Origin of the sequence: Hydrogenophaga sp. BPS33 (assembly GCF_009859475.1) — a bacterium.
GTDB lineage: Bacteria > Pseudomonadota > Gammaproteobacteria > Burkholderiales > Burkholderiaceae_C > Hydrogenophaga.
In genome coordinates, this window is sequence record NZ_CP044549.1 from 2744061 (window position 1) to 2770887 (window position 26827).

At 66.3% G+C, this 26827-nt stretch carries 28 protein-coding genes; 14 read left to right on the top strand and 14 right to left on the bottom strand.

Going from position 1 to position 26827, the window contains the following annotated elements; all coding sequences use genetic code 11:
* The first annotated feature begins 115 nt into the window (after positions 1-115).
* From F9K07_RS12770 to F9K07_RS12805, 8 genes are all read left to right on the top strand, one after another.
* Entirely contained in the window at positions 116-508 is a 393-nt protein-coding gene (locus tag F9K07_RS12770) for a Zn-ribbon domain-containing OB-fold protein (RefSeq protein WP_159593623.1), read from the top strand.
* Positions 501-1637, top strand: a complete 1137-nt coding sequence (locus F9K07_RS12775; RefSeq protein ID WP_159593625.1) for a thiolase family protein — start codon at positions 501-503, stop codon at positions 1635-1637. The genes F9K07_RS12770 and F9K07_RS12775 overlap by 8 nt, the downstream gene beginning before the upstream one ends.
* 11 nt (positions 1638-1648) lie before the next feature.
* A complete protein-coding gene (locus tag F9K07_RS12780) occupies positions 1649-2440 on the top strand; it encodes an SDR family NAD(P)-dependent oxidoreductase (RefSeq protein WP_159593627.1) in 792 nt (263 codons plus the stop codon).
* Positions 2441-2488: 48 nt separating this feature from the next.
* Positions 2489-3466, top strand: a complete 978-nt coding sequence (locus tag F9K07_RS12785) for a Bug family tripartite tricarboxylate transporter substrate binding protein (RefSeq protein ID WP_159593629.1) — start codon at positions 2489-2491, stop codon at positions 3464-3466.
* 12 nt (positions 3467-3478) lie between these two features.
* Positions 3479-4675, top strand: coding sequence for a CaiB/BaiF CoA transferase family protein (locus tag F9K07_RS12790; RefSeq protein ID WP_159593631.1), 1197 nt, complete (start codon positions 3479-3481; stop codon positions 4673-4675).
* A gap of 46 nt (positions 4676-4721) precedes the next feature.
* Positions 4722-5495: an enoyl-CoA hydratase/isomerase family protein gene (locus F9K07_RS12795; protein ID WP_159593633.1), complete on the top strand. Its 774-nt coding sequence runs from the start codon at positions 4722-4724 to the stop codon at positions 5493-5495.
* A 182-nt stretch (positions 5496-5677) separates the two neighbouring features.
* Positions 5678-6244 carry an AacA4 family aminoglycoside N(6')-acetyltransferase gene (locus F9K07_RS12800; protein ID WP_159593635.1) on the top strand — a complete coding sequence of 189 codons (567 nt, stop codon included), beginning with the start codon at positions 5678-5680 and terminating at the stop codon, positions 6242-6244.
* A gap of 89 nt (positions 6245-6333) precedes the next feature.
* Positions 6334-6870, top strand: a complete 537-nt coding sequence (locus tag F9K07_RS12805; protein ID WP_159593637.1) for an AAA family ATPase — start codon at positions 6334-6336, stop codon at positions 6868-6870.
* 106 nt (positions 6871-6976) lie between these two features.
* Here F9K07_RS12805 and F9K07_RS12810 read toward each other — a convergent pair whose 3' ends face one another.
* The 11 genes from F9K07_RS12810 to mfd form a co-directional block, all read right to left on the bottom strand.
* A complete protein-coding gene (locus F9K07_RS12810; RefSeq protein WP_159593639.1) occupies positions 6977-7429 on the bottom strand; it encodes an NYN domain-containing protein in 453 nt (150 codons plus the stop codon).
* Positions 7430-7685: 256 nt separating this feature from the next.
* Positions 7686-7967 carry a hypothetical protein gene (locus F9K07_RS12815; protein ID WP_159593641.1) on the bottom strand — a complete coding sequence of 94 codons (282 nt, stop codon included), beginning with the start codon at positions 7965-7967 and terminating at the stop codon, positions 7686-7688.
* 88 nt (positions 7968-8055) lie between these two features.
* Complete coding sequence (locus F9K07_RS31840; protein WP_236581939.1) at positions 8056-8262, bottom strand: hypothetical protein; 207 nt, start codon at positions 8260-8262, stop codon at positions 8056-8058.
* A complete protein-coding gene (locus tag F9K07_RS31845) occupies positions 8262-8573 on the bottom strand; it encodes a hypothetical protein (RefSeq protein WP_236581940.1) in 312 nt (103 codons plus the stop codon). Before F9K07_RS31845 ends, F9K07_RS31840 begins: the two co-directional genes overlap by 1 nt.
* Positions 8551-9006: a cyclic nucleotide-binding domain-containing protein gene (locus F9K07_RS31850; RefSeq protein WP_236581941.1), complete on the bottom strand. Its 456-nt coding sequence runs from the start codon at positions 9004-9006 to the stop codon at positions 8551-8553. Before F9K07_RS31850 ends, F9K07_RS31845 begins: the two co-directional genes overlap by 23 nt.
* A complete protein-coding gene (locus F9K07_RS12825; RefSeq protein ID WP_236581942.1) occupies positions 8999-10426 on the bottom strand; it encodes a GTPase/DUF3482 domain-containing protein in 1428 nt (475 codons plus the stop codon). The genes F9K07_RS31850 and F9K07_RS12825 overlap by 8 nt, the downstream gene beginning before the upstream one ends.
* Positions 10419-11831, bottom strand: coding sequence for a DUF2868 domain-containing protein (locus F9K07_RS12830; protein ID WP_159593645.1), 1413 nt, complete (start codon positions 11829-11831; stop codon positions 10419-10421). Before F9K07_RS12830 ends, F9K07_RS12825 begins: the two co-directional genes overlap by 8 nt.
* Entirely contained in the window at positions 11831-12388 is a 558-nt protein-coding gene (locus F9K07_RS12835) for a redoxin domain-containing protein (protein WP_159593647.1), read from the bottom strand. Before F9K07_RS12835 ends, F9K07_RS12830 begins: the two co-directional genes overlap by 1 nt.
* 9 nt (positions 12389-12397) lie before the next feature.
* Positions 12398-13141, bottom strand: coding sequence for a phosphoserine phosphatase SerB (serB, locus tag F9K07_RS12840; protein WP_159593649.1), 744 nt, complete (start codon positions 13139-13141; stop codon positions 12398-12400).
* A gap of 43 nt (positions 13142-13184) precedes the next feature.
* Positions 13185-14159 carry a Bug family tripartite tricarboxylate transporter substrate binding protein gene (locus F9K07_RS12845; protein WP_159593651.1) on the bottom strand — a complete coding sequence of 325 codons (975 nt, stop codon included), beginning with the start codon at positions 14157-14159 and terminating at the stop codon, positions 13185-13187.
* Positions 14160-14286: 127 nt separating this feature from the next.
* Positions 14287-17778, bottom strand: coding sequence for a transcription-repair coupling factor (gene mfd, locus F9K07_RS12850; RefSeq protein WP_159593653.1), 3492 nt, complete (start codon positions 17776-17778; stop codon positions 14287-14289).
* An 80-nt stretch (positions 17779-17858) separates the two neighbouring features.
* Between mfd and ispD the strand changes: the two genes are divergently transcribed.
* Together ispD and ispF are read left to right on the top strand one after the other, a co-directional pair.
* The gene (gene ispD / locus F9K07_RS12855; protein WP_159593655.1) at positions 17859-18575 is read left to right on the top strand and encodes a 2-C-methyl-D-erythritol 4-phosphate cytidylyltransferase; all 717 of its coding nucleotides are present in this window, start codon (positions 17859-17861) and stop codon (positions 18573-18575) included.
* The gene (ispF, locus tag F9K07_RS12860) at positions 18572-19066 is read left to right on the top strand and encodes a 2-C-methyl-D-erythritol 2,4-cyclodiphosphate synthase (RefSeq protein ID WP_159593657.1); all 495 of its coding nucleotides are present in this window, start codon (positions 18572-18574) and stop codon (positions 19064-19066) included. Before ispD ends, ispF begins: the two co-directional genes overlap by 4 nt.
* A gap of 17 nt (positions 19067-19083) precedes the next feature.
* Here the strand turns inward: ispF and F9K07_RS12865 are convergent, their stop codons facing one another.
* The gene (locus F9K07_RS12865; RefSeq protein ID WP_159593659.1) at positions 19084-20487 is read right to left on the bottom strand and encodes a sensor histidine kinase; all 1404 of its coding nucleotides are present in this window, start codon (positions 20485-20487) and stop codon (positions 19084-19086) included.
* Positions 20487-21218, bottom strand: a complete 732-nt coding sequence (ompR, locus tag F9K07_RS12870) for an osmolarity response regulator transcription factor OmpR (protein ID WP_137918648.1) — start codon at positions 21216-21218, stop codon at positions 20487-20489. Before ompR ends, F9K07_RS12865 begins: the two co-directional genes overlap by 1 nt.
* 169 nt (positions 21219-21387) lie before the next feature.
* Here ompR and F9K07_RS12875 point away from each other — a divergent pair, with 169 nt between their 5' ends.
* A complete protein-coding gene (locus F9K07_RS12875; protein WP_159593661.1) occupies positions 21388-21687 on the top strand; it encodes a hypothetical protein in 300 nt (99 codons plus the stop codon).
* Entirely contained in the window at positions 21684-22433 is a 750-nt protein-coding gene (locus F9K07_RS12880) for an SIMPL domain-containing protein (RefSeq protein ID WP_159593663.1), read from the top strand. The genes F9K07_RS12875 and F9K07_RS12880 overlap by 4 nt, the downstream gene beginning before the upstream one ends.
* 276 nt (positions 22434-22709) lie before the next feature.
* Here F9K07_RS12880 and F9K07_RS12885 read toward each other — a convergent pair whose 3' ends face one another.
* Entirely contained in the window at positions 22710-23480 is a 771-nt protein-coding gene (locus F9K07_RS12885; RefSeq protein WP_159593665.1) for a 3-hydroxybutyrate dehydrogenase, read from the bottom strand.
* Positions 23481-23572: 92 nt separating this feature from the next.
* Here F9K07_RS12885 and F9K07_RS12890 point away from each other — a divergent pair, with 92 nt between their 5' ends.
* Positions 23573-24493: an alpha/beta fold hydrolase gene (locus F9K07_RS12890; RefSeq protein ID WP_159593667.1), complete on the top strand. Its 921-nt coding sequence runs from the start codon at positions 23573-23575 to the stop codon at positions 24491-24493.
* Between the two features lie 20 nt (positions 24494-24513).
* Positions 24514-26814, top strand: coding sequence for a RelA/SpoT family protein (locus F9K07_RS12895; RefSeq protein ID WP_159593669.1), 2301 nt, complete (start codon positions 24514-24516; stop codon positions 26812-26814).
* The last annotated feature ends 13 nt before the right edge of the window (positions 26815-26827 follow it).

A 26827-nucleotide genomic window follows, 5' to 3' on the forward strand; every position in this document is an offset into this window, starting at 1 on the left:
CGCATAAGGCTGCCTTGAATCGTTAGACATTCTAAAACGTGATGTCAGCAAACATGCATTGTTTGGCTGGGGGTGCGCTTCTACCATTTGCATCGCTTAACCACCGAGACCAACGATGCAACTGACCCAGCGCGAAGCGCCCTATATGCGCGAAACGGCCGATGGTGTGGTCCTCATGGCCGCACGTGCACGCCGCGGTGCCGACCTGCAGTTCCCGCCGCCCGCATTCGTCCACGGCCCGTCCGATGCGGCAGACCTTGCGGACGTGGAAATCGGCCCTCAAGGCTTGCTGTACACCTACAGCATCGTCCATCCCGGCCGTGACAAGCCCCCCTATGGCCTGGCGATGGTCGACTTCGAACCGGGTGTGCGCGTGTTTGGCCGGCTGCTCGTTGAGCCAGGCAGCGAGCCAGAGCTGGGCGCGCTGGTGAAGGTGGTGCCGTTCGCGCTGCAGGACGGTACACCCGACTACGCTTTTGAACCTTTGCCAGGAGCCACCCATGCGTGAGCCCTTGATCACCGGCGTTGGCATCTCCGACTTCGGCCGCTTTCCCCACCTCACCGAAGAGTCTCTGGCGCAGGCCGCCATCCTCGATGCGCTGGACGATGCCGGCATCGCCATCGGCGACGTGCAGGGGTTCTATTGCGGCAACGCCCTCGGCGGGCACCTGCCCGGCCAGCGCGCGTTGCGCGAACTGCGCACGGCGGGTCAGGCGGTGTTCAACATCGACAATGCCTGCTCCAGCGGCGCCACCGCGTTGAACCTGGCGCTGCAGGCACTCAACGCGGGTCAGCACGACACCGTGGTGGTCTTCGGCATGGACCAGTTGAGCAACCTGGGCGGCGGCGCGCTGCCCATGAACCAGAGCGACTGGAACAACCGGCGCGGCATGATCATGCCGGCGCTGTACGCCATGCGCGCGCGCCGCTACATGCACGAGCATGGCGTGGCTGCTTCGGTGCTGGCCGATGTGTCGGTGAAAAACCGCCGGCACGGGATGCTCAACCCGATCGCGACGTTCTGCAAACTCGTCACGCGCGAAGAGGTGCTGTCATCGCGCCCGATCGCCGAACCGCTGACCTTGTTGCAGTGCTGCCCGGCGGTGGTCGATGGTGCCGCCGCCATCGTGCTCACCAACCGCCCAAGCCAGGGCACAGCCAGGCCCGTGCGCGTGCGCGCCTCGGTGGTGCAATCCGGCATCTTCGAATCGGCCCCGGTGGACATGACCGAGGCGGAGATCACCGCGCGTGCCGCCCGCATGGCGTACGAGGCGGCGGGTCTGGGTCCGCAAGACCTGAACCTGATCGAACTGCACGACGCTTTCACGATCTCGGAGTTGCTGTACTACGAGGCGCTGGGACTGTGCGGGCGCGGCGAAGCGCAGCATCTTCTTGCCAGCGGCGCCACGTCGCTGGGCGGGCGCGTGCCGGTCAACCCCAGTGGCGGCTTGATCGCCAAGGGGCATCCACCGGGCGCCACTGGCGTGGCGCAAATCGTCGAGGTGTGCGAGCAGATCCAGGGGCGGGCCGGCAAGCGCCAGGTCGAAGGCGCCCGCGTCGGGCTCACGCAGGTCACGGGTGGCGGCATCTGGGGCGTCGACCACGCGGCTTGTTCCATCCACATTCTTTCTGCCTGAGGACAGTTTCCATGCATGCAACGGACACGGCCGCAGCGCCAACCCTTCCCACCAGCCTCAATGGGCTGACCGCCATCGTGACCGGCGGCGCACGCGGCATCGGCCTGGCTGTCGCGCGCGACCTGGCCTTGCAGGGTTGTCGCGTTGCGATCTGGGACATCGACCCCGATGCGCTGCGCGAGGCGGCCGCGCAGCTCAAGGCGACCGGTGCCGACGTGGTCCCGCAACGGGTGAGCGTCACCTCCGTCGAGATCGTCGAGGCTGCCGTGGCCGAACTCGTGGCCCAAACGGGCCGCGTGGACATTCTCGTCAACAACGCGGGCATTGGCGGCGACAAGCTGGTGACCAAGATGGAGCTGAACTTCTGGACACGCGTGATCGAGACCAACCTCACGTCGCAGTTCATCTGCTGCAAGGCCGTGGTGCCGCACATGGTCGCGCAGGGGTTCGGTCGGATCATCAACGTGTCATCGCGGGCGTGGTTGGGCAACCGGGGCCAGACGTCCTACGCGGCGTCAAAGGGCGGCGTGGTGAGCCTCACGCGCAGTCTCGCGCTCGAATTCGCCCGCAACGGCATTACCGCCAACGCCATCGCGCCGGGCATCACACACACACCGCTGTATGACACGCTGAGCGAAAAGGTCCGCGCCGACCTGATCAAGACCGTGCCTGTGCAACGCATCGGCCAGCCCGAGGACATGGCCAACGCCGTTCGCTTCTTCGCGCAGCCCGTGTCCAGTTACGTCACCGGGCAACTGCTGTACGTGTGCGGCGGCCGCAGCCTCAGCAGTCCATCGGTCTGATTTTTCCGCGCTTCACCGACAACCACCCCATATAACCAGGAGACAGACATGAAACACAAAAAACTCGCGGTGCTTTTTTCGGCTGCCTTGCTGAGCTTCTCGAACCTTGCCTTTGCGCAAACCGCGTACCCATCGAAGCCGATCCGCGTGATCGTTCCGTATCCGGCGGGCGGGGGCACCGACGCCGTGGCGCGTGCCGTGTTCGAGAAGGTCGGCCAGGCCCTGGGGCAGGCGGTGGTGATCGAGAACAAGGCCGGCGCCGGCACGATGATCGGACTCGGTGAGGTGGCACGTGCCGCGCCCGATGGCTACACCATCGGCATCGGCGGCACGAGCGATCCGCTGTTGCCCTTGCTCTACGAAAACGTGCCCTTCAACCCGAACACGGATCTGGTGTTCGTGTCCACGCTGGCCTCGGTGCCTTTGGCGCTGGCCGCCGGCACCAGCGTGCCGGCGAACACCATGCAGGAGCTCGTGGCCCATGGCAAGACGCAGTCTTCGAAGCCACTGTCCATCGCGACGGTCGGGTTGACCTCGCCGCACCACATGGCCGCCATTCTCCTGGGCAACATGGCCGGATTTCCCATGACGCCTGTGCCCTACAAGGGCACGGCGCCCGCCGTCACCGACCTGGTGGGTGGACACATCCCCCTGGGCATGATGGGACTGCCTTCGGTTCTGCCGTACCAGCGCACGGGCAAGCTGAAAATTCTGGGTGTGGGTTCGCCCAAGCGGTCGGCCCTTGCGCCTGAAATTCCGACCTTCGAAGAGCAGGGCGTGACCGGATACCAAGCGAGCTACTGGTTCCACGCGACGGTGCCCAAGGGCACGCCAACCGCCATCGTCGAACGTTTGCGGACCGAGATCGACAAGGTGGTGCGCAGCGCGGACGTGCGCGACTCGCTCGCCAAGGCCGGCTTTGAAACGCTGACGCTGTCTCCTCAGGAATCGGCGGCAGCACTCAAGGCCGATACGGCGCGCTGGACCAAGGTGATCCAGGACAACAAGCTCCGTGGCACCCAGTAAGGAAGCCGTCGCATGTTGACCCAGTCCCTTGTCGGCCTGAAGGTGGTCGACTTCACCCAGATCACCGCGGGCCCGACCTGCACCATGATGCTCGCCGACCTCGGCGCCGACGTGGTGAAGATCGAAGCCCCTGCAGGGGAACTCGGCCGCGCGTTCTTCCCGTTCGTGGGGGGCGAGAGCGTGCCCTTCATGTCGATCAACCAGAACAAGCGCAGCGTCTGCCTCAACCTCAAGGACCCCGCGCACGCCGAGGTCGCGCGCCAGTTGATCGCGCAGGCGGATGTGGTGGTCGAAAGCTTTCGGCCCGAGGTGATGGAACGCCTGTCGCTCGGCTACGCATCGATGCGCGCGCTGAACCCGCGCCTGGTGTATTGCTCGGTGACGGCCTATGGGCAGGACGGCCCCTGGAAGGATCGACCGGGTGTCGACGGCGTGGTGCAGGCCGTGTCCGGCCTCATGAGCGTGACCGGCGACACGGGGGCGGCGCCGTGCAAGGTGCAGGTGCCGGTGGTCGACCTCGTCACAGGCTATTGGGCCGCTGTGGCCGTGCTCGCCGCGGTGCAGCAGCGCGATCGCGAAGGACATGGACAGCACATTGAGGTGGACATGTTCTCAAGCGCTCTGGCACTGCAACTCAGCGCGTTTGCCACCTACTTCGCTGATGGTGTGATCCCCACGCGCTTGGGCAGCGCCGCGCCGTATGCCGCGCCCAACGAGGCGCTGCGCTGCGCCGATGGCTGGATCATGGTGGCAGCCTACCACCCCGAGCGGTGGGCAGCGCTGTGTGCCGTGATCGGCAGACCCGAACTGGTGTCAGATGCGCGGTTTGTCGACTCGCGGTCGCGCGTGGCTCATCGCGGGGAACTGATCCAGGTGCTGGAAGACGCCATGAGGTCGCGCACGAAACGCGAATGGCTGCAGGCCTTCACTGCGGCGGACATCATCTGTGGGCCGATCAACGACTACGGGGAAGTGGTGGCGTGCGGGCAGTTCGTGCAAAAGCAAATGGGCGAAACGGTGACGCATCCCACCGCCGGCTCTCTGACCATGCTGCGCTCGCCGTTCGCATCACCTGGCGCGTCCGCCGCACGCACGCCGGCACCGCTGCTGGGCCAGCACACGCGTGAAGTGCTGGCAGAAATCGGCTACGCATCGGATGCCATTGATGTATTGATGGCGGCATCCGTGGCACATGGCGTTCCGGTTTGACGTCGCCCTTGCCCTCTCTCATCACCCGACATCCAAGGATTGACGCATGCCCGTGACACTTCATGTTCGAGACTTCGTGGCCACCATCACGCTCGACCGGCCCGAGGCGATGAATGCCATCGATCCCGAATCCAGCGCACAGCTGGTCGAGGCGTGGGCCGAGGTCTCGTCCCGCGACGACATCCGGGTGGCCGTTGTGACCGGCGCAGGGGAGCGGGCCTTTTGCACCGGCGCCGATCTCAAGAAGACCATGCCACCGGCGGCGTCGTTTGCGCAGTTGCACTACGGGTCGACCAAGCCACCTTCTGTGGCCACATTGCAGACCGACAAACCCCTCATCGCCGCCATCAACGGGTACTGCCTGGGAGGCGGGCTCGAACTGGCACTCATGTGCGACGTGCGCATCGCCTCCAGCACGGCCACCTTCGGCTTGCCCGAGGTCGCCATTGGCAGCATTCCTGGCGGGGGCGGCACGCAGCGCCTCGTGAGGGCGGTGGGCCAGTCCGATGCCATGTTGATGCTGTTGTCCGGCGAAAGAACGGATGCCGCTGAGGCGTTGCGCATCGGCCTCGTGAGCCGTGTGGTGGCTGCGGATGCGCTGATGGCCGAGGCGCAGAAGATCGCGCAGCGGATCGCATCCAATGCGCCCCTGGCGGTGGTGGCGGTGAAACGGTTGGCCATGCAGGGCGGGGAGTTGTCGCTGGCCGCCGGGCTGGAGCTGGAGCAGCAAGCCTTCGGTATTCTTCGCGACAGTGAGGATCGGTTGGAAGGGCGGCGCGCGTTCGCGGAAAAGCGGCCTGCGCAGTTCAAGGGGCGCTGAGAGCTTTGCCTTGTCGGCTGGCCCGGATCATCGAGCGCAGTGGTCATGTGCAGCTCGCAGGGTGCGGAGCTAGACTTCGGCTTTCGGTCACTGGCAGAGATACGACTTGCGCTGGACTATGTCACGTCGCACACGAGCATCTCTTTCAGATGGACCGCCCGACTTGTTTGAGCTAGCTGCATATGCCTTTGACATCACACCGTGTCGTTCTGCGTCTCATGACGGCAGGGGATTTGCCCATGCTTCACGAGTGGCTGAACCGTCCCCATATCGTCGAGTGGTGGGGCGGCGACGAAAACCGACCTTCCCTTGAGGACGTGCAGCGGGACTACATGCCCGAGCACCTGGCCCGGGAAAACACGACGGCGTACATCGCCCTGCTGGACGGCGAACCGATGGGTTACGCACAGTCGTATGTCGCGATGGGAAGCGGTGGCGGTTGGTGGGAAGCGGAGACCGACCCAGGCGTGCGAGGGATAGACCAATCGCTGGCCGATTCAGAGCAACTGGGCAAAGGGCTGGGCACCTTGCTGGTTTGTGCACTGACCGAACTGTTGTTTGCCGATCCGTCCGTCACGAAAATTCAAACGGACCCGGCGCCCGAAAACCATCGAGCGATCCGTTGCTACGAGAAGGCGGGCTTTGTTCGGCAGGGCACTATTACTACGCCCGACGGTCCTGCGGTCTACATGGTGCAGACAAGACGAGATTTTGAGCGAGCACGCGGTGCGGCCTTGCTCGCACCTTGAGTCAAAGCTTTGATGGTTTGAACTTCCGCTTTGGGCCCCAAGCTGTCTTCTGCCCCTGGCTACGACGCCATACGAAAATCCAGTTTTCAATGAATCAGGCGAATGAAATCCTCGTTCTTACCGGTGCTCCTGGCGCAGGAAAAACGACCACATCCAAGGCGCTAGCAGCGACATCAGGCTCGCCCAAGGTACATCTTCATTGCGACGACTTCTGGCACTTCATCAAGCACGGAGCGATCCCTCCCTTTCTGAAATCGGCGCACAAACAAAACGATACGGTCGTGAAGGTGCTGGCCCAGGCGGCGGAGGGCTATGCGAAGGGAGGTTACTTTGTGATCGTGGATGGCGTCGTCGGGCCCTGGTTTCTAGACGCCTTCACTGGACTTTCGGCGCGCCTTCACTACATCGTGCTTCAGATCGACGTCGAAAGCGCAATTGCGCGATGCCAAGCTCGTGGTGGCGACACACTTACCGACGCGAAAGTTATTGCATCCCTGCATCACCAGTTGTCATCCCTTGGGGTGCTGAGCAAGCATGTACTGGACGTACGAGGCCTGTCGCCAGAACTCACATTGGCTGCCGTGGTTGGCGCAGTTGAAAGCGAAATGTTTCTTCTGAAGGCCTAAGCGTCTGAGTTGTCACCGCCGTGGTTGAGGAGAGTCCGCTTCTGGCCGAAAGCCGAAGTCTACGTCGCCGGGTGGCGGGAAGGTGAGGCACCATTCACCGCAAGCCTCACGCCGTTGCGATCGACTCCGTATAGATGAAGCTATCGCAAGCAGCCACGAAAGGCCTCGGCGTCTGCCGCCCGCCAAAGCCATACACCCGCAGGCCCTCGCGCCGGATGCAGTAGGCCAGTGGTGTGAGATCGCTGTCGGACGACGCAATGCAGACACCATCGAACTGGCCCGTGTTCACGAGTTCCATCGCCTCCAGGCTGAGCATGATGTCGGCGGCGTTCTTACCCTTGGTGTACGGGAACAGCTGCACCGGCTCAATCGCGTTGTGCAGCAACACGCTGCGCATGCGGCTCATACCCGGCAGTGACCAGTCGCCGTATGCGCGCTTCACGGTGAGCACGCCATAGTTGGCTGCGCGTTGCAGGATGGGGCGGGTGAGGGTGTAAGAGATATTGGCCGAGTCGAATAACACGGCGAGCCTCTGTTGCTTGTGCTGCAGTCGGGTCATGCTGCGCCTTCCCTGGTCGTTCGGTGTGATGGACTGCCGCCGCCACGTGACAGAGTGGCGGCGGCCCGAACGGGTTGAGAACCGGTGACCTCTTGCGAAAGCCGGCAGGCCTTGCGACCTCCCGCCCGAGCCGCCAAAAGCATGCACGAACGAAGAAGGCCACTATTCAAGCGGTTCATAGCGGCCTTCAGGCCGCAACAGGTCAACGGGTTCTCAAGCCCGGCTCACCTTTTGCGTGAGTGGCGCAGACTTTACCTCAACGCGTGGGCTGTGCGCATCTTGGAACCTCAAGAGAGGGATGTTCCCATTGCTGCGCGATCCTGTTGCGTGCCGGTCTCGAGCAGTCCCCGCCATCCGCGAGCGCACGTCCCGCCGCCACGAGCTTCGTGTCCTCGTGAACGAAGCACTTGAACATGCTGTTCGAAAAGACCTTCTGCAGGTGAAGCGGTGGCTTCTCGCCCAATGGCGCCGCCCGATACAGGGCAGACAGTTCTTCCCAGTCGACGTCATCGGTGGCGTGTTTCCATTCGAGTGTCACTTGTGGCTCCTATGCCTGCTTCTGACCGAAAGCTGGGATGTGCGGGCCGACTCAGTCCGGTGCAGCGTCCAGCACCCGCAAAGCCTCTTCATACCCCTTCTGCACCGTGCTCTCGTACCGGGCCCACTGCAGCAGTCATCAACGAGGGCAGGCGGTAACGCCGCAGCCGGCTCGGCCGCAGCCGGTCGCGCAACAAGGCCCAAGGGCCGGGCAGTTGCTCAAGGTCGATGCGAGTTGGTGCTTCAAAACTCAGGTCCACCCCGATCACCTTGCCCACGCCCCACTGGAGGCGCATCACGTCAACGGGAAAGTTGTTGAAGGTGCCGCCGTCGCACAGCAGGTGGCCACGCAGTAGTAGCTCCGCCAGGTGTCTTCCAGGCCCCGGCCACGGCGGCCGGCAAGTGCGTGTTCGGTGCGCTGCATCCTGTCGCGCAGGCGCACGCCCTTGATCAGCGAGAGCATCGGCAGCAGCGCGGCGTCGCCCGTGGGATTGTCGGCGTAATGCAGCTTGAACATGTCGATCACCTTCTGGGGCGTTGCATCCAGCCCGATCAGCGCGGCGAACACCGCACCCATGCTGGTGTCACCGGCCACGTCGACCGGCATACCGCGGGCTTTGCAAGCGCCGCACGATTTGCCGCGTCAACGCGATGGACACCGCGGCGCTGGTGGCCAGCAACTGGTTGAACTCGGATTTGCCCAGGCGCACCAGCACCGAGTCGCGCGCCGCTACCACGGAGGCCGAGCGCGGGTCGTCGGTGAGCAGACTCATCTCGCCCACCACCTGGCCGCGGGTGAGCTCGCGCACAGCGCGCTCTTCGCCATCCTCGCCCGTGATGGTCACGCGCATGCGCCCGCTGACCAGCACATACATCGCGTCGCCCACCTCGCCTTGCGTCATCAGCGGCTGTCCACCAGGCAGCTCCAGCCAGGTCAGTTGCTCGATGAGCCGCGCCATCGCGGTGGGTTCGAGATCGCCGAGGAAGTCGTGCAGGTGCTTGCGCAGCAGGGCGTCCAGGTAGGCCGGGCGGTCAGACATGCTTGGGCTCCCTCGACACCAGGGCCTCGATCTCCTGAGCCAATGCCAGGCCCAGTGCTTCGCGCTGACGGCTGTGATCGCGGGCGTGCCCCGAGCGGTGTTCCCATTCCGGGTGTGCACGCGCTGGCTGCAGCGCCCGCAGCAGCAAGCGTAGCGCTTCGTTGTACGACCCCGATGGGGCCAGGCGCAGCTCGATGGTGTCTTGCGCGGCATGGCCGCGGGCCTGCAGCACCTGGCACAGGTGGATGAGGCGGTCGGCCAGCACGACGAGCACATCGTTGTCGAGCGTCAGTTCCTCGATGCCCCGAAGCCGGTTGAGTGCCATGCGCGGTGCCTGGCCCCAACCCTGACCGAGCGCACCCCCAATGGCCGCACCAATGGCCGTGCCCGCGCCCAGCGAAAGGCCCGCCAGCGCGATGTCCAGCGTGAGGCCCACGGCCGCACCGGCCGCCGCGCCTTTGCCGAGCAGACGACCGGCCACGGCCAGGGTTTCGGGGTTGAACAGGTCCGATGCCCAGCGGTCGTGGGTCCAGGGCAAGACGTCCAGCCTGGCGTCGTCGTGCTCGAAGCCGTGCATTTGCAGCAGATCGTGCACGCATTGGCGCACATGGTTCCCCAGCTCGGTGCGGAAGGCTTCCACGAACGCTCGCTTGGCCTGTGGGTCGGCCAGCGTTTGCGGCGATATCTCGCGCCTCATCGCCGCTGCGGAGATGAGCGTGTCGGCCACGCGCTGTGCGCTGGCGCTGCGGCGCTCGGCGGCGTGCCGGTCCAGATCCAGCAGCACCGTCTGCAGCGTGGGCTTGTGCTGGCGCATGAGCACGCTCAGGTCTTCGTAGAGCTGGCGCTCGGCACCCACGAAGGGCGCCACCGCGTCGAACAGTACCGCGGTGTGCAGGCCGTAGGCGGCCAGCATCTCGCGCCACTCGGCTTCGCGGCTGCGCTCGGCGCGCACGAAGTTGAGCACCGGCATGAGGGGGCGGGCGCAGGTGTTGAGCGTTTCGATTTCGCTGCGGTATTTGGGCAGCACGGGTTCGCGGCAATCGATGACCACGATGGCGGCACTCGACGCCAGCACCTGGCGCAGCACCTTGGCCTCTTGCTCAAACACGCCATGCGCTTCGGGTCCGTCAAGCAGGGCGCGCACGCGTTCGGGTGGCGTGAGCGTTTCGTTCATTTGCTTCAGGTGGTGCTGCAGGGCGACCGCATCTTCCAGGCCTGGCGTGTCGAAATAGCGCAGCAGCGTCTGGCCACCGATGTCGAGGTCGATCGACTCGACATGCCGCGTGGTGCCGGGCCGGTCGGACACCTCGCCGAAGTGCCGCTGGCGCGTCAGCGTGCGCAGCAGCGAGGTTTTGCCGGCATTGGTGTGGCCGACGACGGCGATGTCGATCGGGCCGGCGGGCTCGCTGCGCTCAACCACGGTGCTGCTCCATCCATTGGCGCGCATCGCCCGGGGAGGCGCAGAACGCCACGGCTTGCAGATCGCTGTCGGCCAGCCAGTGGGCCCAACGCTGGGGCTTGTTGTCCATGGTGCCCACGGTCTCGATGCCCAGCGGCAGCAGGGCGCAGTCAACGGCCTCGGCACAAACCTGTCGCAGAAAACGCGCGGTGCCGCGGTCGGGGCTGGCGGCGGCCGAGCAGACCACCAGGGCGCGCATGCCGGGCGCTGCCGCCAGCGCCGTCAGCAGACCCAGCCGTTCGCCCATGCTGCCTCGGATGGTGTGCACGTGGTCGGCGCGTTCGGCCAGCGCCTGTGGCGGCCAGGGCAGGTTGTCGGGCAGTTCAAAACCGATCAACACCGTGGGCGGGGTCTGGCCGGGTGTGCGCGGGTGAAACAGGGGCGCGTGATCGCTCGGGGGGGCATGTTCAGCGTCCACCACCGAGGCCTTGGCCATCGATGCAAAACGGGTGGCGAGCTGTCGAAAGTAAGGGTCGCGGGTGTCCAGGCCGAGATGGCGGGCGCGCCGGGCCCAAACGGCGGCACAGACCACCAGCGCGATCAAGCGCGGCACCAGCCCGTAGAGCAGGCCGCAGGCCAGCAGCCACCAGGCGATGGCCTGGGAGTCGGCCGCGCTGGGCGCTGCGTGCACGACCGCTGCTTGTGGCACCACAACGCCCAGCGCGCGCGGCAGCCAACTGGTGATGCGCAAAAAGCCGTCAAAGAAAGCCGGGCTCAGGATGGTGGTTTCCCAGGTCAACTGGTAGGCCTGGAACGAGAACAGCACGAGCAGTGTGAGCAGCGCCAACACGAACGCCAGCGCCCACAAGCCATGGCTGATCGCTCCGAAGACCCAAAGCGAGAGCCGCTGCTGGCGCAGTGCGGCATGGGCACCGCGCAGCAGCGCCAACGAATGGGGGCCGTGCAGCCCCGGCATGCGCGCGGCCAGCGCCAGCAGGGTCTGCCCGAGCGACCACGGTGCCGAGCCCTGGCCGAACAGCCACGAGCCCACCGCCCACAACAGCCACACCAGCAAGGCCAGCAGCGGCATGCCCAGCATGGCGAGAAAGGCGAACGCGGCGTTCACCGTTTGCCCGCTGCCCAGCACGCGGGTGAGCAGGCCGCCGGCCAGCAGCCAGGCCAGCACCACCAGCAGGCCGGCGGCGATCCACAGCCCGGTGGTCAAACGCGCCCAGTCGTCCAGCAGCCCCAGGCGGCGTGCGAGCAGGCGGGCCCGCTCCAGCAGTCGGCCCTGTTCGTCGCGTGAGCGGGCGTGGGCCAGCGCCATCTCGCTGGCATCGTCGAGCGCACCGGCTTCTTCCAAGAGCCGCAGGGTGTGGGCCAGGGTGAGGTCGCGAAACGTGGGGGCGGACGGGCTCGCGGGCATCACCACCACCGTGCCCACCAGAGCCGAAGGCGCATGCCGATTTCGGTGGTGTAGCCCACCGTGGCACCGCGCAGATCGCCTTGCGCGTCCACGACGACGAAGGCGGGTACGGCCTTGAAGCCGAGCTGGCGCGCCGTCGCGCCGCGCGGATCGATGGCCGTGGCCCAGGGCAATTGCCGTTGCGCCAACACGCCTGCCACCTGCTCGGCGCGCCCGGACTGCATGGCGATGGTGAGCACGGGCCAATCGCGCGACAGGCGCGTCACGCTGCCTTCTTCCGCGCGGCAGATCGGGCACCACTCGGCCCACACGTGCAAGGCCACCGGCTGCCCAGGGTGCTGGGCGCGCCATTGGCTCAGCGTGGTTTGGCCGAAGCTGCCGTCGGGCTGCACCACGGTCGCGGTGAAATCGGGCGCGGAGCCACTGGGCACGTCGCGCGTTTGCCAGGCCTGCACGCCGAGCAGTACCGCCAGCAAGAGGCCCAGGCTGAGCAGGTGGCTTTTCCACCGCTGGCGTAGAGACCGGGCGAAGGCCGACAGGCGTGCGGTGACAGCCATGGGGCGGGCTCAGCGCAAGATGTCGAGCAGGCGGTCGAGCCCACCTTCGTTGATCGCGACCATGGCCTGGGCGCGCACCGTGGGTTTGGCGTGGTAGGCCACCGAGAGGCCGGCCGCGCCCATCATGGGCAGGTCGTTGGCGCCATCGCCCATGGCGATGCATTGCGAGGGCTCGATGCCCAGCAGCGAGGCCACTTCGAGCAGCGTGCGGCGTTTCTCGGCGCCGTCGCAGATGTCGCCCCAGGCCTGGTCGACCACGCGGCCGGTGAGCAGGCCGCAGTTCGGGCCGCTTTCCACTTCCAGGATGTTGGCGCGCGTGAAATCGATGCCCAGCGTTTCGCGCACGCGCTCGCTGAAGAAGGTAAAGCCCCCCGAGACCAGCAGCACTTTCATGCCGACGGCCTTGCAGGCGCGGATGAGCTCGGCCGCACCCGGGTTGATGCGCAGGCGCTCGGTGTAGACCTGCTCCATGTCGGCGATGGTCACGCCGCGCAGCAGGGCCACGCGGCGGCGAAGGCTGTCTTTGAAGTCGGTGATTTCACCGCGCATCGCGGCTTCGGTGATGGCGGCCACCTCGGCCTTGCGACCCACCGCGTCGGCAATTTCGTCGATGCACTCGATGCTGATGAGCGTCGAGTCCATGTCGAAGGCGATGAGCTTGAAGTCGCTCAGTTTCAAGGGTGGCGTGAAGCCCTGGACCATGAGGCCCGGGGCGAATTCGATGGCGGTGGCGGCGGCAGGAGCGGGTGTCATGGGTCGGGATTATCCCCGTCCATGGCCCCGCACGTGACCGGCCTTATTGCGGTGTCAGGCCGGCGGCTTTCACCAGCTCGGCGTGCAGCTTGATGTCGGCGGCGATGATGCGCTGCAATTCTTCCGGCGTGCTGGTCGCCACCTCGATGCCGCTGCTGGCCAGCTTGGCCTTCACCTCGGCGTCCATCGCGGTCTGCACCGCGCGGTTGAGCTGGTCGATGATGGACTTGGGCGTCTTTGCGGGGGCGAGCAGGCCGACCCAGGCCGAGAGGTTCAGATCGGCCAGGCCGCTCTCGGCCATGGTCGGCACGTTGGGCAGGGTGGGCGAGCGCTGCGGGCTCATGAGGCCCAGCGCGTGCAGCTTGCCGGCCTGGATGTGCGGCAGGGCTTCGGGCAGCACGGCGAACAACGCGTCCACGTTGCCGGCCAGCGTGTCGTTCACCGCGAGCGCGCCGCCCTTGTAGGGCACGTGCAGCATGCGCGCCTGGGTGCGGGTTTCGAACATCAGGCCGGCCAGGTGCTGCGGGCTGCCGTCGCCGGACGAGGCAAACGTGATCTTGCCGGGCTCGGCCCTGGCCGCGGCGAGGAAGGCGGCGGCGGTCGGGTACTTCTGCTTGTTGTTGACCACCAGCACCATGGGCTGGTTCACCAGGCGCGAGACCGGCTTGAAGTCAGCCTCGGGGTCGTAGGGTAGGGACTTGAAGATCGCCTTGTTGGTCGTGAGGAAGGAGGCGGGCGACACCGTGAGCGTGTAGCCGTCGGGTGGTGACTTGGCCACCACCGGCATGCCGATCTGGCCCGAAGCGCCGGCGCGGTTGTCGATGACCACCGGTTGGTTGAATTGGGTATTGAGCTTCTGGCCCAGCGTGCGCGCGATCATGTCCGCGCTGCCGCCGGCCGGCAGGCCGACGATGATCTTCACCATCTTGTCGGGGTAGGTCTGGGCCAGTGCGGGCCCGGTGAGGGCGAGCGCCAGGAGGGCGCTGGCGGTGTGCAGGGCAGTGCGGCGGTTCGGCATGGTGTGCTCCGTATCAGGGCTGGTGTGTGGTGAAGACCGGTCGCCATCGAAGGCGACCTCGCCTTTCCACGCAAAAACCATGCCGCTGAACAGCGGGCCTGCCCGCCCTTTGCAGCTGCGGGGCGGTCTACCGTGCCATGGCGGGCGTTGGCGTCGGCACCGGCTGGCCGAGCGAGCGCAACACGTCGCGCACCATCTGCACGCGGTCTTTCACCTCGGGCAGGGGGCGTTCGATGCGCAGCTTGTCGTTGCCCGCCAGCTTGATGTGCTTGTTCTTCTGGATCATCTCGATGATGCGCATCGGCTCGAACGGCGGGTTGGCCTTGAAGGTGATGTTCGTCACCCCGGGCGCCGCATCCACCTTCACCACGCCGTAGGGCATGCTGATGCAGCGCAGGCGGTGCACGTCGATCAGCGTCTGTGCCTGCGGCGGCAGCTTGCCGAAGCGGTCGACGATTTCTTCCAGCAGTGCGTCGACCTGGTCGGTGTTCTTCGCCGTGGCCAGTTTCTTGTAGAACGACAGGCGCAGGTGCACGTCGCCGCAGTAGTCGTTGGGCAGCAGCGCGGGCGCGTGAAGGTTGATGTCGGTGGTGACGGAGAGCGGCGCGAGCAGGTCGGGTTCGCGTCCGGCCTTGAGCGAGGCCACGGCTTCGCTCAGCATCTCGTTGTAGAGCTGGAAGCCCACCTCCAGCATGTTGCCGCTCTGGTTCTCGCCGAGCACCTCGCCCGCGCCGCGAATCTCCAGGTCGTGCATGGCGAGGTAGAAGCCGCTGCCGAGTTCTTCCATCTGCTGAATGGCGTCCAGGCGTTGCGCGGCCTGCTTGGTCAGGCCTTCGATGTCCGGCACCATGAGGTAGGCATATGCCTGGTGGTGGCTGCGGCCCACGCGCCCGCGCAACTGGTGCAACTGCGCCAGGCCGAACTTGTCGGCGCGGCTCATCACGATGGTGTTGGCCGTGGGCACGTCGATGCCGGTCTCGATGATGGTCGAGCACAGCAGCACGTTGAAACGCTGGGCCACGAAGTCGCGCATCACGCGCTCCAGCTCGCGCTCGGGCATCTGCCCATGCGCGATGGCGATGCGCGCCTCGGGAAGGATTTCCTCCAGCTTCTGGCGCCGGTTCTCGATCGTCTCCACCTCGTTGTGCAGGAAGTACACCTGCCCGCCGCGCTTGAGTTCGCGCAGCACGGCCTCGCGGATCACGCCGTTGCCTTCGTTGCGCACGAAGGTCTTGATGGCCAGGCGGCGCTGCGGCGCGGTGGCGATCACCGACAGGTCGCGCAGGCCTTCGAGCGCCATGCCCAGCGTGCGCGGGATCGGCGTGGCGGTGAGCGTGAGCACGTCGACCTCGGCGCGCAAGGCCTTCATCTGCTCCTTGTGGCGCACGCCGAAACGGTGCTCCTCGTCGATGATGAGCAGGCCCAGGTCCTTGAATTTCACGCTCTCGCTCAGCAGCTTGTGTGTGCCGACCACGATGTCCACCGAGCCGTCGGCCAGGCCTTTGGCGGCGGTTCCGATCTCCTTCGCGGAGCGAAAGCGGCTCATCTCGGCGATCTTCACCGGCCACTTGGAAAAGCGATCGGACAGGGTCTGGAAATGCTGCTCGGCCAGCAGCGTGGTGGGCGCCAGGAACGCGACCTGCCGCCCGCCGGTGACCGCGACGAACGCGGCGCGCAGCGCGACCTCGGTCTTGCCGAAGCCCACGTCGCCGCACACCAGGCGGTCCATCGGGCGCGGGCTGATCATGTCCTGAATGACGGCGTGGATCGCGGCCTTCTGGTCGGCCGTTTCCTCGAAGCCGAAGTCGTTGGCGAACACTTCGTAGTCCTGCGCCGAATAGCGGAACGCGTGGCCCTGGCGCGCGGCGCGGCGGGCGTAGATGTTGAGCAGTTCAGCGGCCGCGTCGCGCACCTGCTCGGCCGCCTTGCGCTTGGCCTTTTCCCATTGGCCGCTGCCCAGCTTGTGCAGCGGCGCCTCGTCCGCGCTCACGCCGGTATAGCGGCCGATCAGCTGCAACTGGCTCACGGGCACATAGAGCACGGCCTTGTCGGCGTATTCGAGGTGCAGGAACTCCATCAGCGCCGGTGTGCCGTCGGGGTTCTTCTCGCCCATGTCCATGTTCACGAGGCCCCGGTAGCGGCCGATGCCGTGTGCGTTGTGCACCACCGGGTCGCCGAGGTTGAGCTCGGACAGGTCCTTGATCAGCGCGTCGACGTCGCTCACCTGTTCCTGTTTCTTGCGCCGGCGCGTGGTCGGCCCGGCGGCGAAGAGTTCGGTCTCGGTGACGAAATCGATGCCGTCTTCGAGCCAGGAGAAGCCGGTGGTCAGCGCTGCGGTAGCGATGCCGGTTTTCTCGTCGCTGTCCTGGAACTCGGCCAGCGAGTCGAAGGCGGGCGGGTTCAGGCCGCTGGCGCGCAGGAAGTCGAGCAGGCTCTCGCGCCGGCCGTCGCTCTCGGCCAGCAGCAGCACGCGGTGCGCGGTGTTGCGGATGTGGGCCTGCAGGCGCGAGAGCGGATCTTCTGCGCCACGCACCACGGAGAGGTCGCCCAGCTTCTGCACCTGCGCGCCGTGTTCGATCTCCTGCTGCGGCGGGCGCACCACGAACAGCGCATGCCCATTGGCCTGCGTGTAGAACTGCTCGGCATTGAGGAACAAGGCCTCGGGCGGCAGCACCGGCCGCTCGGGATCGCCCTTGAGCAGGCGATGGCGGTCCTTCGTGTCTTGCCAGAAGCGCTGGAAGGCCGGTTCGAGGTCGCCGTGGAGCACCACAGTTGCACCTGACCCAAGGTAGTCGAACACCGTCGCCGTGTCGTCGAAGAACAGCGGCAGGTAGTACTCGATGCCGGCGGTTGCCACACCGTTGCCGATGTCCTTGTAGATCCGGCTCTTGGTCGGGTCGCCCTCGAGCAGTTCGCGCCAGCGGCTGCGGAATTTCGCGCGCGCCGCGTCGTCCATCGGGAACTCGCGCCCGGGCAGCAGGCGCACCTCGTTCACCGGGTACAGGCTGCGCTGGCTGTCGGGGTCGAAGGTGCGGATGCTGTCGATCTCGTCGTCGAACAGGTCCACGCGGTAGGGCACCAGGCTGCCCATGGGGAAGAGGTCGATCAGGCCACCGCGCACTGCGTACTCGCCCGGGCTCACCACCTGCGTGACGTGCTGGTAGCCGGCCAGGGTGAGCTGGCCCTTGAGCTTGGCCTCGTCGAGCTTTTGCTTGACCTTGAAGTGGAAGGTGTAGCCCGCCAGGAACGAAGGCGGCGCGAGACGGTAGAGCGCGGTGGTGGCCGGGATCAGCACCACGTCGGCGCCGGTGTCCTTGTCGCGCTGCGAGATGCGCCACAGCGTGGCCAGGCGTTCGCTGATCAGGTCCTGGTGCGGCGAGAAGGTGTCGTAGGGCAGGGTCTCCCAATCGGGAAACATGGCGCAGCGCAGCCCGGGCGCGAAGAAGGCCACTTCTTCGATCAGGCGCTGGGCGTCGTTGGCATCGGCCGTCACGATGGCGGTGAGGCGGCCGGCGGCCTTTTCGCGCGCACCCAGCTGGGCGAGCAACAGGGCATCGGCCGAGCCGCCGGGGTGGGGCACGGTGTGGCGTTTGCCAGGGGAGAGTTGGGGCAGGTCCATGGAAGGCTCGCAGGCGCCGAACACCCCCTTCCAGGGCTGGGAGGGGGTGCGGGGCACTGATTCTAGAATGCGGGCACACCATGCCCGACGCCACGCCCGAATCGCCCCGCACGCCCCGTTGCCATGCGCTCTTGCCCTGTGCGGGCAGCGGCTCTCGCGCCGGCACCGAAATGCCCAAGCAATACCAGCCCATCGCCGGCCAGGCCATGGTGATGCACACGCTCGATGCCTTGCGCGCCGTGGCGCGGCTCGATCGCTGCGTGGTCGTCATCGCGCCCGGTGACGTGTTCTGGGCCTCGCACGCGGGTGGCGTCACGCTCGCGCGGTGCGGGGGTTCCACGCGCGCCGAAACTGTGTTCAACGGCTTGCAGGCACTGCGCGACCAGGGGGCCGACGACCACGACTGGGTGCTGGTGCACGACGCCGCGCGTTGCCTGGTCACCCCTGCCCAGGTGGACGCGCTGATCGACGCCTGCTGGCCCGATGCCGTGGGCGGCTTGCTCGCGCTGCCCTTGCCCGACACGCTCAAGAGCGAGGCCGATGGGCGTGTGTGCGCCACGGTAGACCGCGCGCACAAATGGCTGGCGCAGACGCCGCAGATGTTCCGCCTGGGCGCCTTGCACGCCGCGTTGGCCGCCACCGCGGCGAGCGGCTTTGCCGGCGTCACCGACGAGGCCAGCGCGATGGAAATGGCAGGCCACCGGCCTTTGCTGGTGCGCGGCAGCGCGCAGAATTTCAAAGTCACTTATCCGGAAGACTTCGCCTTGGCCGAAGCCGTCCTCAGGAGTCGCCCATGAGCGCCACCATTCCGTTTCGCATTGGCGAGGGCTGGGACGTGCACGCACTCGTGCCGGGCCGCCCGCTCATCATCGGCGGCGTGACCATTCCCCACAACCAGGGCCTGCTCGGCCATTCCGATGCCGACGTGCTGCTGCATGCCATCACGGACGCGTTGCTGGGCGCTGCCGCGCTGGGCGACATCGGCCGCCACTTCCCCGACACCGATGCCCGGTTCAAGGGCGCCAATTCCAGCGTGCTGCTGGCCGAAGCGGCGCGGCGCGTGCGCGCGGCCGGCTTCGAGATCGGCAACGTCGACAGCACCGTGGTCGCGCAAGCCCCCAAGCTCGCGCCGCACATCGGCGCGATGTGCGAAGGCATCGCCCGCACCCTGGGCCTGGCCCTGAACCAGGTCAACGTGAAGGCTAAGACGGCCGAGAAGATCGGGCCGGTGGGACAGGGCCTCTCGATTGAGGCGCGCGCCGCGGTGCTCCTGGTCGCAACGGGCTGAGGCCCGATGCGACCGCCTCAGTTCGGCGCGCGAACCAGCTTCATGTGGGCGGCCAGGCCGCCGGTGCTGCTGTTGGCCAGCGCGAAGCGTCCACCCATGCGCGAAATCGCGCGCTCCACGATGGCCAGCCCGAGCCCCGTGCCGGTGGCCGCGCTGCGCGAGACGTCGCCACGGAAAAAGGGTTGCGTGAGCTGCTTCAACTGGTCCGGGGCAACGCCATTGCCATGGTCGCGCAGCTTGACCAGCACCGCATCGTCCTTGGACTTCGCAGCGATGTCGATGCGCACGATGCCGGTCTGAGGATTGCGTCCGTAGCGGTTGGCGTTCTCGATCAGGTTGGTGAACACGCGTTGCAGTTCCACCGCATCCCCCATGACCACCGTGTTGGCCGGAATGTGGGTGGTGATGTGCGTGCTGGGATCCTGCCCGGTGGAGAAGATCGCGGCGTCGATGATCTGGTTGAGGTTCACGCGTTCGGGCGTTGCGTGGTCGGGCCGCGCGTAGTCGAGGAATTTGTCGATGATGGCGTTGACCTGGTCGATGTCGGCGGCCATGTGCTCGCGCGCCGCCGCATCGCTCACGCTCAGCTCGGTCTCCAGGCGCAGGCGCGCCAGCGGTGTGCGCAGATCGTGCGAGATGCCGGCGAGCATCAGGGCGCGGTCCTGTTCGATCTTCGAGAGGCGCTGCGCCATGCGGTTGAAGCCGATGTTGACCTCGCGGATCTCGCTCGTGGCCACGGCTTCGTTGAGCTGGCTGGCGTCGAAGTCGCCTTCGCGCACGCGCCCGGCGGCGAACGACAGTTTTTTCAGCGGGCGGTTGATCAAGCCGGCGATCACGGCCGCGCCGGTGAGCGAGAGCAGGGCGGCCGTGCCAAGCCAGATCAGCCAGGTCGTGCCCGTCACCGCGCCAATGCGCGAAGGGTCGGTGAGCAGCCAGTACGGGTCGTCGTCAATCGTGAAGCCGATCCACAGCCCGGGCACGCTGTTGACCTCGCGCGCCACCAGGGTGTCGGGCCCCAGGCGGGCGCGCAGCTGCTCCGACACGTTGCGGCTGAGCGCGTCCACGTTGTAGAGCCGGAAGGTGTCCGTGGGCTCGCGCGGCGCGATGCGCAGATCTTCCTCGTTGGCCAGCGTCTTGATCAAGGACACGCGCGCGATCGCATCCGAGTGCACCAGCGCCGCCCGGCTGAGGTTGACCAGCGAGGCGAGCTGGTTCGCGCTTTGCAGCGCGCGCGGCTCGTATTCCAGCGAGCGGTAGGTCTGCAGCCAGGCCACCGTGCAGCCGATGAGCAGCAGGGACAGGAAGAAGAACGTGCGCCAGAAAAGACTGACACTGCGCGCGGGGCGCATTTCAAGGGGCGCGGGCAGGGTCTCCAGTGAGGCCGGCTCGGTCTCGAACGGAACACGCGATTCGTCGGACATCAGGCATTGCCGTCCGGTACGAACACATAGCCCACACCCCACACGGTTTGCAGATACCGCGGGGACGCGGCGTCTTCTTCGATCAGCTTGCGCAGGCGCGAGACCTGCACGTCCAGGCTGCGGTCGAAGGGCTCGAACTCCCGGCCGCGGGCCAGTTGCGCCAGCTTCTCGCGCGACAGTGGCTGGCGCGGATGGCGCACCAGGGCCTTGAGCATGGCGAACTCGCCCGTGGTCAAGGGCAGGTCGGCGCCGTCCTTGCGCAGGGTGCGCAGGCTCAGGTCGAACTCGAACGGACCGAACTTCACCACCTCCTGGTCTTGCGACGGTGCGCCGGGCACCTCGGTGGGCGGGCGGCGGCGCAGCACCGCGTGGATGCGGGCCAGCAGTTCGCGTGGGTTGAAGGGCTTGCCCAGGTAATCGTCGGCGCCGACTTCCAGCCCGACGATGCGGTCCACGTCCTCGCTCTTGGCGGTCAGCATGATGATGGGGGTGCGGTCGCCGTTGGCGCGCAGGCGCCGGCAGATGGACAGGCCGTCTTCGCCGGGCATCATCAGATCGAGCACGATGATGTCCACCGAATCGCGCTGAAGCACCCGGTTGAGGGCCTTGCCGTCCTCGGCCAGCATGACCTCGAAGCCTTCCTGCATGAGGTAGCGGCGCAGCAGATCGCGGATGCGAACATCGTCGTCGACCACCAGAACCTTGTTGGGGCGGACTTGGGTTTGTGGCATGGCAGCAACTCTCCGAATATGTAACAAACGCGATTGTGGCAGCGCCAAGTGCTTGTCACGCCTCGTTTTTTATTTTTCTGACATGCTGTTACAGATGTTGCCCCGGCTGTCCGCAGCTTCACCCGAAGCACATCACACAATCGCTGGATTCTCCATACTTGAGTGCACCATGAAATCGTACTTGTCGGGTGGTTTGTTGCTGATGGCATTGGGTTCCGCCCACGCCGGAGCGGAAGACGTCCGCGTCGTTCCCGCGCCGGGCGTGATCGATGGACCGGTGGCCGTCTTGCCCATCACCGCGGACGACAACGACTCGCGGGGCCCGATGCGTTTGCGCGATGCCCTGCGCCGGCCGGTCGATGACATGAACGACAGCCGCAAGCCCTACCGACTCTCGGTGGAGGAGCGCCAGCGTCTGCGCGAACAGCTTCGCGATCAGCCGCCCTACGACTTCAAGTTCAAACCATGACCCTGTTTTCTTCTCTGCAACGTCCTTCGTTCTTCGCTTCCCGTTTTCTCGCCCCTTCCTTGCTGGCCGTCGGACTGGCCCTCAGCGCTCCCGCCATGGCCCAAGTGACCGCTCCCGTGCCCGCCAACGTCGTCAACATCGCCGCCAGTGGTTTCCTGGAAGTGCCCCAGGACTGGTTGAGCATGCAACTGAACACGACCCGCGAAGGCAGCGATGCCGTGACCGTGCAGAACCAGCTCAAGCAGGCGCTGGACGCGGCATTGGCTGTAGCCAGGGCCAACGCCAAGCCTCAGCAGCTCGAAGTTCGCACGGGGCAGTTCAGCCTGTACCCGCGGTACGACAGCAAAGGGAAGATCAATGGCTGGCAGGGCAGCACCGAGCTGGTGCTCGAAGGCCGCGATTTCGCGCTGATCAGCACCACGGCCGGCAAGATCCAGACGCTCACCATGTCGGGCACCAGTTTCTCGCTGTCGCGCGACGCGCGCCGCAAGCTCGAATCCGATGTGCAGGCCATGGCCATCGAGCGCTTCAAGGCGCGAGCCGACGAAGTCAGCAAAGGGTTCGGTTTCTCGGGTTACAGCCTGCGCGAGGTATCGGTCAGCTCGGCCGACCAGGAAGCCCGCCCCCTCCAGCCGCGCACGATGGCGATGGAAGCCAAGGCCGCCATGTCGGACGCGCCGGTGCCGGTCGAAGCCGGCAAGTCCACGGTCAACGTGACCGTGTCAGGCTCGATCCAACTCAAATAGGTACACCCCCCTGCGCCGCTGACGCGGCTTCCCCCCTCCGTAGCGCGCCTGACGGCGCTTCGAGGGGGGACGGCATCTCGGGCCGGCTGAGCCGTCCCTTGCTGCCCTTTGAATGAGGCACGCGATCCGGAGATCGAGTGGCAACGAGCGAGGGGAAGTCCGACCAGGGGCACCGAGGGTCCGGCTCCGCCGGCCCCAGGTGCCGTCCCCCCTCGAAGCGCCGTCAGGCGCGCCACAGAGGGGGGAAGCCGCGTCAGCGGCGCAGGGGGGAGTTCTCTACTGCGCCGCCCAGCCGCCGTCCATGTTCCACGCAACGCCGCGCACATTGTTGCCTGCGGGCGAGCAGAAGAACACCGCCAGTTCACCGAGTTCTTCGGGCGTGGTGAATTGCATCGAAGGTTCCTTTTCTCCCAGCAATTGCTTCGTGGCTTCCTCGTTCGAAATACCCTGCGCGGCGGCCTTGGCGTCCACCTGCTTCTGCACCAGAGGCGTGAGCACCCAGCCGGGGCAGATGGCGTTGCAGGTGACGCCCGAGGTGGCGTTCTCCAGAGCCGTGACCTTGGTCAGGCCGACGATGCCGTGCTTGGCCGCGACGTAGGCCGCCTTCTCTGCCGAGGCCACCAGTCCATGCACCGACGCCACGTTGATGATGCGGCCCCAGTTGGCCTTCTGCATGGCCGGCAGCGCCAGCCGTGTGGCGTGAAAGGCGCTGCTCAGGTTGATGGCGATGACCGCGTCCCAGCGCTCCACGGGGAAGTTTTCAACCCGCGCCACATGCTGGATGCCTGCGTTGTTCACCAGAATGTCGACTTGCCCGAAAGTGCTGGCCGCAAACGCCATCATGTCCTCGATCTCGGCCGGCTTGCTCATGTCCGCACCGTGGTAGGCCACCTTCACGCCGAGCGCGGCAATCTCCGCTTTTGGGCCCTCCGCGTCGCCAAAACCATTGAGCACGATGTTCGCGCCCTGGCGTGCCAAGGCCTTGGCAATACCCAGGCCGATGCCGCTGGTGGAGCCGGTGACGAGGGCGGTTTTGTTGGCAAGCATGCTTGGATCTCCAGTTCCAGTACGATGGGTTGAAAAGCGCTCGAGGCATTATCACGGACGGCTTCCCGCGTCCGTTCCACACCACCACGCATATGCAAGAACCGAACCTCCAATTCCTCCCCGTCAGCGGCCCCACGGCCAAATCGGGCGCACCGCGGCGCATGGCGTATTGGGACTGGGCTTGCACCGCCGGCAAGAACGATCACACCGTCGTGTGCGTCCATGGACTTTCGCGCCAGGGCCGCGACTTCGACACGCTGGCGCGCGCGCTGACCGAGCGCTCGCGCGTGATCGCGGTCGACGTGGCCGGACGTGGCCACAGCGACTGGCTGGCCGACCCGATGAAGTACGAGTTGCCGGTCTACGCGGCCGATCTCGCCGCCTTGCTGATGCACCTGCGCGAACAAACGCCCAGCGCGGCGATCGATTGGGTGGGCACCAGCATGGGTGGCCTGATCGGCATGGCAGTGGCGGCGCAGCCTGCGCTCGCGCCGCGGCGGCTGGTGCTCAACGATGTGGGGCCAACCGTGCAGTGGGAAGCGCTGCAGCGCATCGCGGCCTATCTGGGCTTGAACCCGTCCTTCGACAGCGAGCAGGCGGCGATCGACTACCTGGCTTCGATTTCGGCCAGCTTCGGCCCGCACACGCCCGCGCAATGGCGGGCCCTCTCCGTGCCCTTGCTGCGCGAGCGCGATGGCCGTTGGTGGTTCCACTACGACCCGGCGATCGCACTGCCCGTCAAAGCTCTGGTGGGCCTGGAAGACCAGGCCGCCGCCCAGCAAGTGGTGCGCGCGGGCGAGGCCACCCTGTGGAGCCTTTACGACGCGATCACCGCGCGCACCTTGTTGCTGCGCGGCCAGCAGTCGGATCTGCTCTCGCAGTCTACTGCGGCAGAAATGGGGCAGCGCGGTCCCAAAGCCCGGTGTGTGGTTTTTGAAGGCGTGGGCCATGCGCCGACGCTGGTGGCGGATGATCAGGTGCGCGCGGTCAAAGAGTTTCTCTGGTCGGAGTGAGCGCAGCGATCAAACGGTTCATGAAGCGATTGAGTCCATCCACCTTGTCGGAGACAGCCGACACGACAGTGCTTGCCGAGCGGGCAGCACCGACGCCGTCGGCGATCGTCGCCGCCACGTCGGACAGCCTGCCTCAGCAGGCGAACGCGCTGGCCCGCGCCCGGGCATTCGCCGAGCCGCTGCTCAGCAGCGAGCAACTCGGCACCGGCGAAAACACTTTGGCGCACGCGGATGCGGTCGCCCAGGTGGTGCGCGACATCGGCGGCTCCGAGGCCATGCAGGCCGCCACCTACTTGGTGCACGCTTGCCAGCACCTCAACCGCCCGCAGGAAGTGATCGCCAAGGCGTTTGGCGACAGCTATGCCGCGCTGGCCATGGAAACGTCCAAGCTGGTGCACCTGCAGCACCAGGCGCGCGAGAAGTCCGAGCAGGCGCAGGCCAAGAAGGAAGAGGCCGCGGTCACCGCGCCATCGGGCAAAACGCCCATGTCGGAACTCGCCGCGAGCCAGACCGAGAACGTGCGCAAGATGTTGCTCGCGTTCTCGCGCGACCTGCGCGTAGTGATGCTGCGCCTGGCCTCGCGCCTGCAGACGCTGCGCTACTTCGCGGGCATCAAGGGCGACCCCGGTGCGGGGATCGCCAGCGAGGCGCTGCATGTTTTCGCGCCGCTGGCCAACCGCCTGGGCATCTGGCAGATCAAATGGGAAATGGAAGATCTGGCCTTCCGCTTCCTGGAGCCGCAGACCTACAAGGAGGTCGCGCGGCTGCTGGATGAGAAGCGCGCGGAGCGCGAAGCCCATGTGGAGCAGGTGCGCCAGGAGCTTGAGTCCGAACTGAAGCGCCAGGGGATCGCTGCTTCCGTGCAAGGACGTCCCAAGCACATTTACAGCATCGTCAAGAAGATGCGCGGCAAGTCGCTCGACTTCGACCAGGTGTTCGACATCCGCGCGCTGCGCGTGATCGTGCCCGACGTGGCCGATTGCTACGCCACATTGGCCTACGTGCACGCCCATCTTTCGCCCATCGCCGAGGAGTTCGACGACTACATCGCCAAACCCAAACCGAACGGCTACCAGTCGCTGCACACGGTGGTGCGCGACGAGCAGGGGCGGGCCTTCGAGATCCAGATCCGCACCCAGGCCATGCACGACCACGCCGAGCATGGGGTGGCCGCACACTGGGCCTACAAGGAAGCGGGCGCCAAAGGCTATGCCGGCGTGACCGCGAGTTCGGACTACGACGCCAAGATCGCGGTCCTGCGCCAGCTGCTGGCCTGGGAGCGCGACCTGAGTGGCGCGGCCGAGGGCTTGTTCGACGACCGCATCTACGTGCTCACGCCCGATGCCGCCATCGTGGAACTGCCCCAAGGTGCGACGCCGGTGGATTTCGCCTACACCGTGCACACCAGCCTGGGCCACCATTGCCGTGGCGCGCGCGTGGACGGCGCGATGGTCACGCTCAACACGCCCTTGCAGAACGGCCAGACGGTGGAGATCACCGCGGTCAAGGAAGGTGGCCCGTCGCGCGACTGGCTCAACGCCGAGCTGGGCTATCTCGTCAGCCACCGCGCGAAGAGCAAGGTGCGCGCGTGGTTCAACGCCCAGGCCATGGCCGAGACCGTGGCGCGCGGGCGCGAAGCGGTGGAAAAGCTGCTGCAACGCGAGGGCAAGACCGCGCTCAAGCTCGACGAACTGGCGGTGGGCATGGGCCTGGCATCCGCGCAGGAATTGTTCGAGCAGGTTGGCAAAGACGAACTCTCGTTGCGGGCAATCGAAACGTACCTGCGGCCGCCCGAGCCGCAAGCGCCCTCCGAGGTGCCGACGTGGTTGAAGAAGCCGCGCAAACCGTCGAGCTCGCCGAATGGCGGCGTGCTGGTGGTGGGCGTGGAATCGCTCATGACGCAGTTGGCCAAGTGCTGCAAACCGGCGCCACCCGACGAGATCGGTGGGTTCATCACACGGGGCAAGGGCGTGAGCATCCACCGCGCCGACTGCAGCGACTTCGCGCACTTGCAGCGCAAGAACCCGGACCGCGTCATCGAGGTGCAGTGGAGCGGCCAGCACGCGCCCGACAAGGACGGGCGCGCCGCGGTGTACCCGGTGGACGTGGCGATCGAAGCGCAGGACCGGCAGGGACTGCTGCGCGATATTTCGGAAGTGTTCGCGCGCGAGAAGATGAACGTGATCGGCGTGCAGACCCAGTCGGTGAGGGACGTGGCCTGGATGACGTTCACCATTGAAGTGACGGACGCGCGGCAAGTGGCGCGCGCGATGTCGGTGGTGGGCGACGTAGCGGGCGTGCGGGTGGTGCGGCGCAAATGATTGCGTCGGCGGC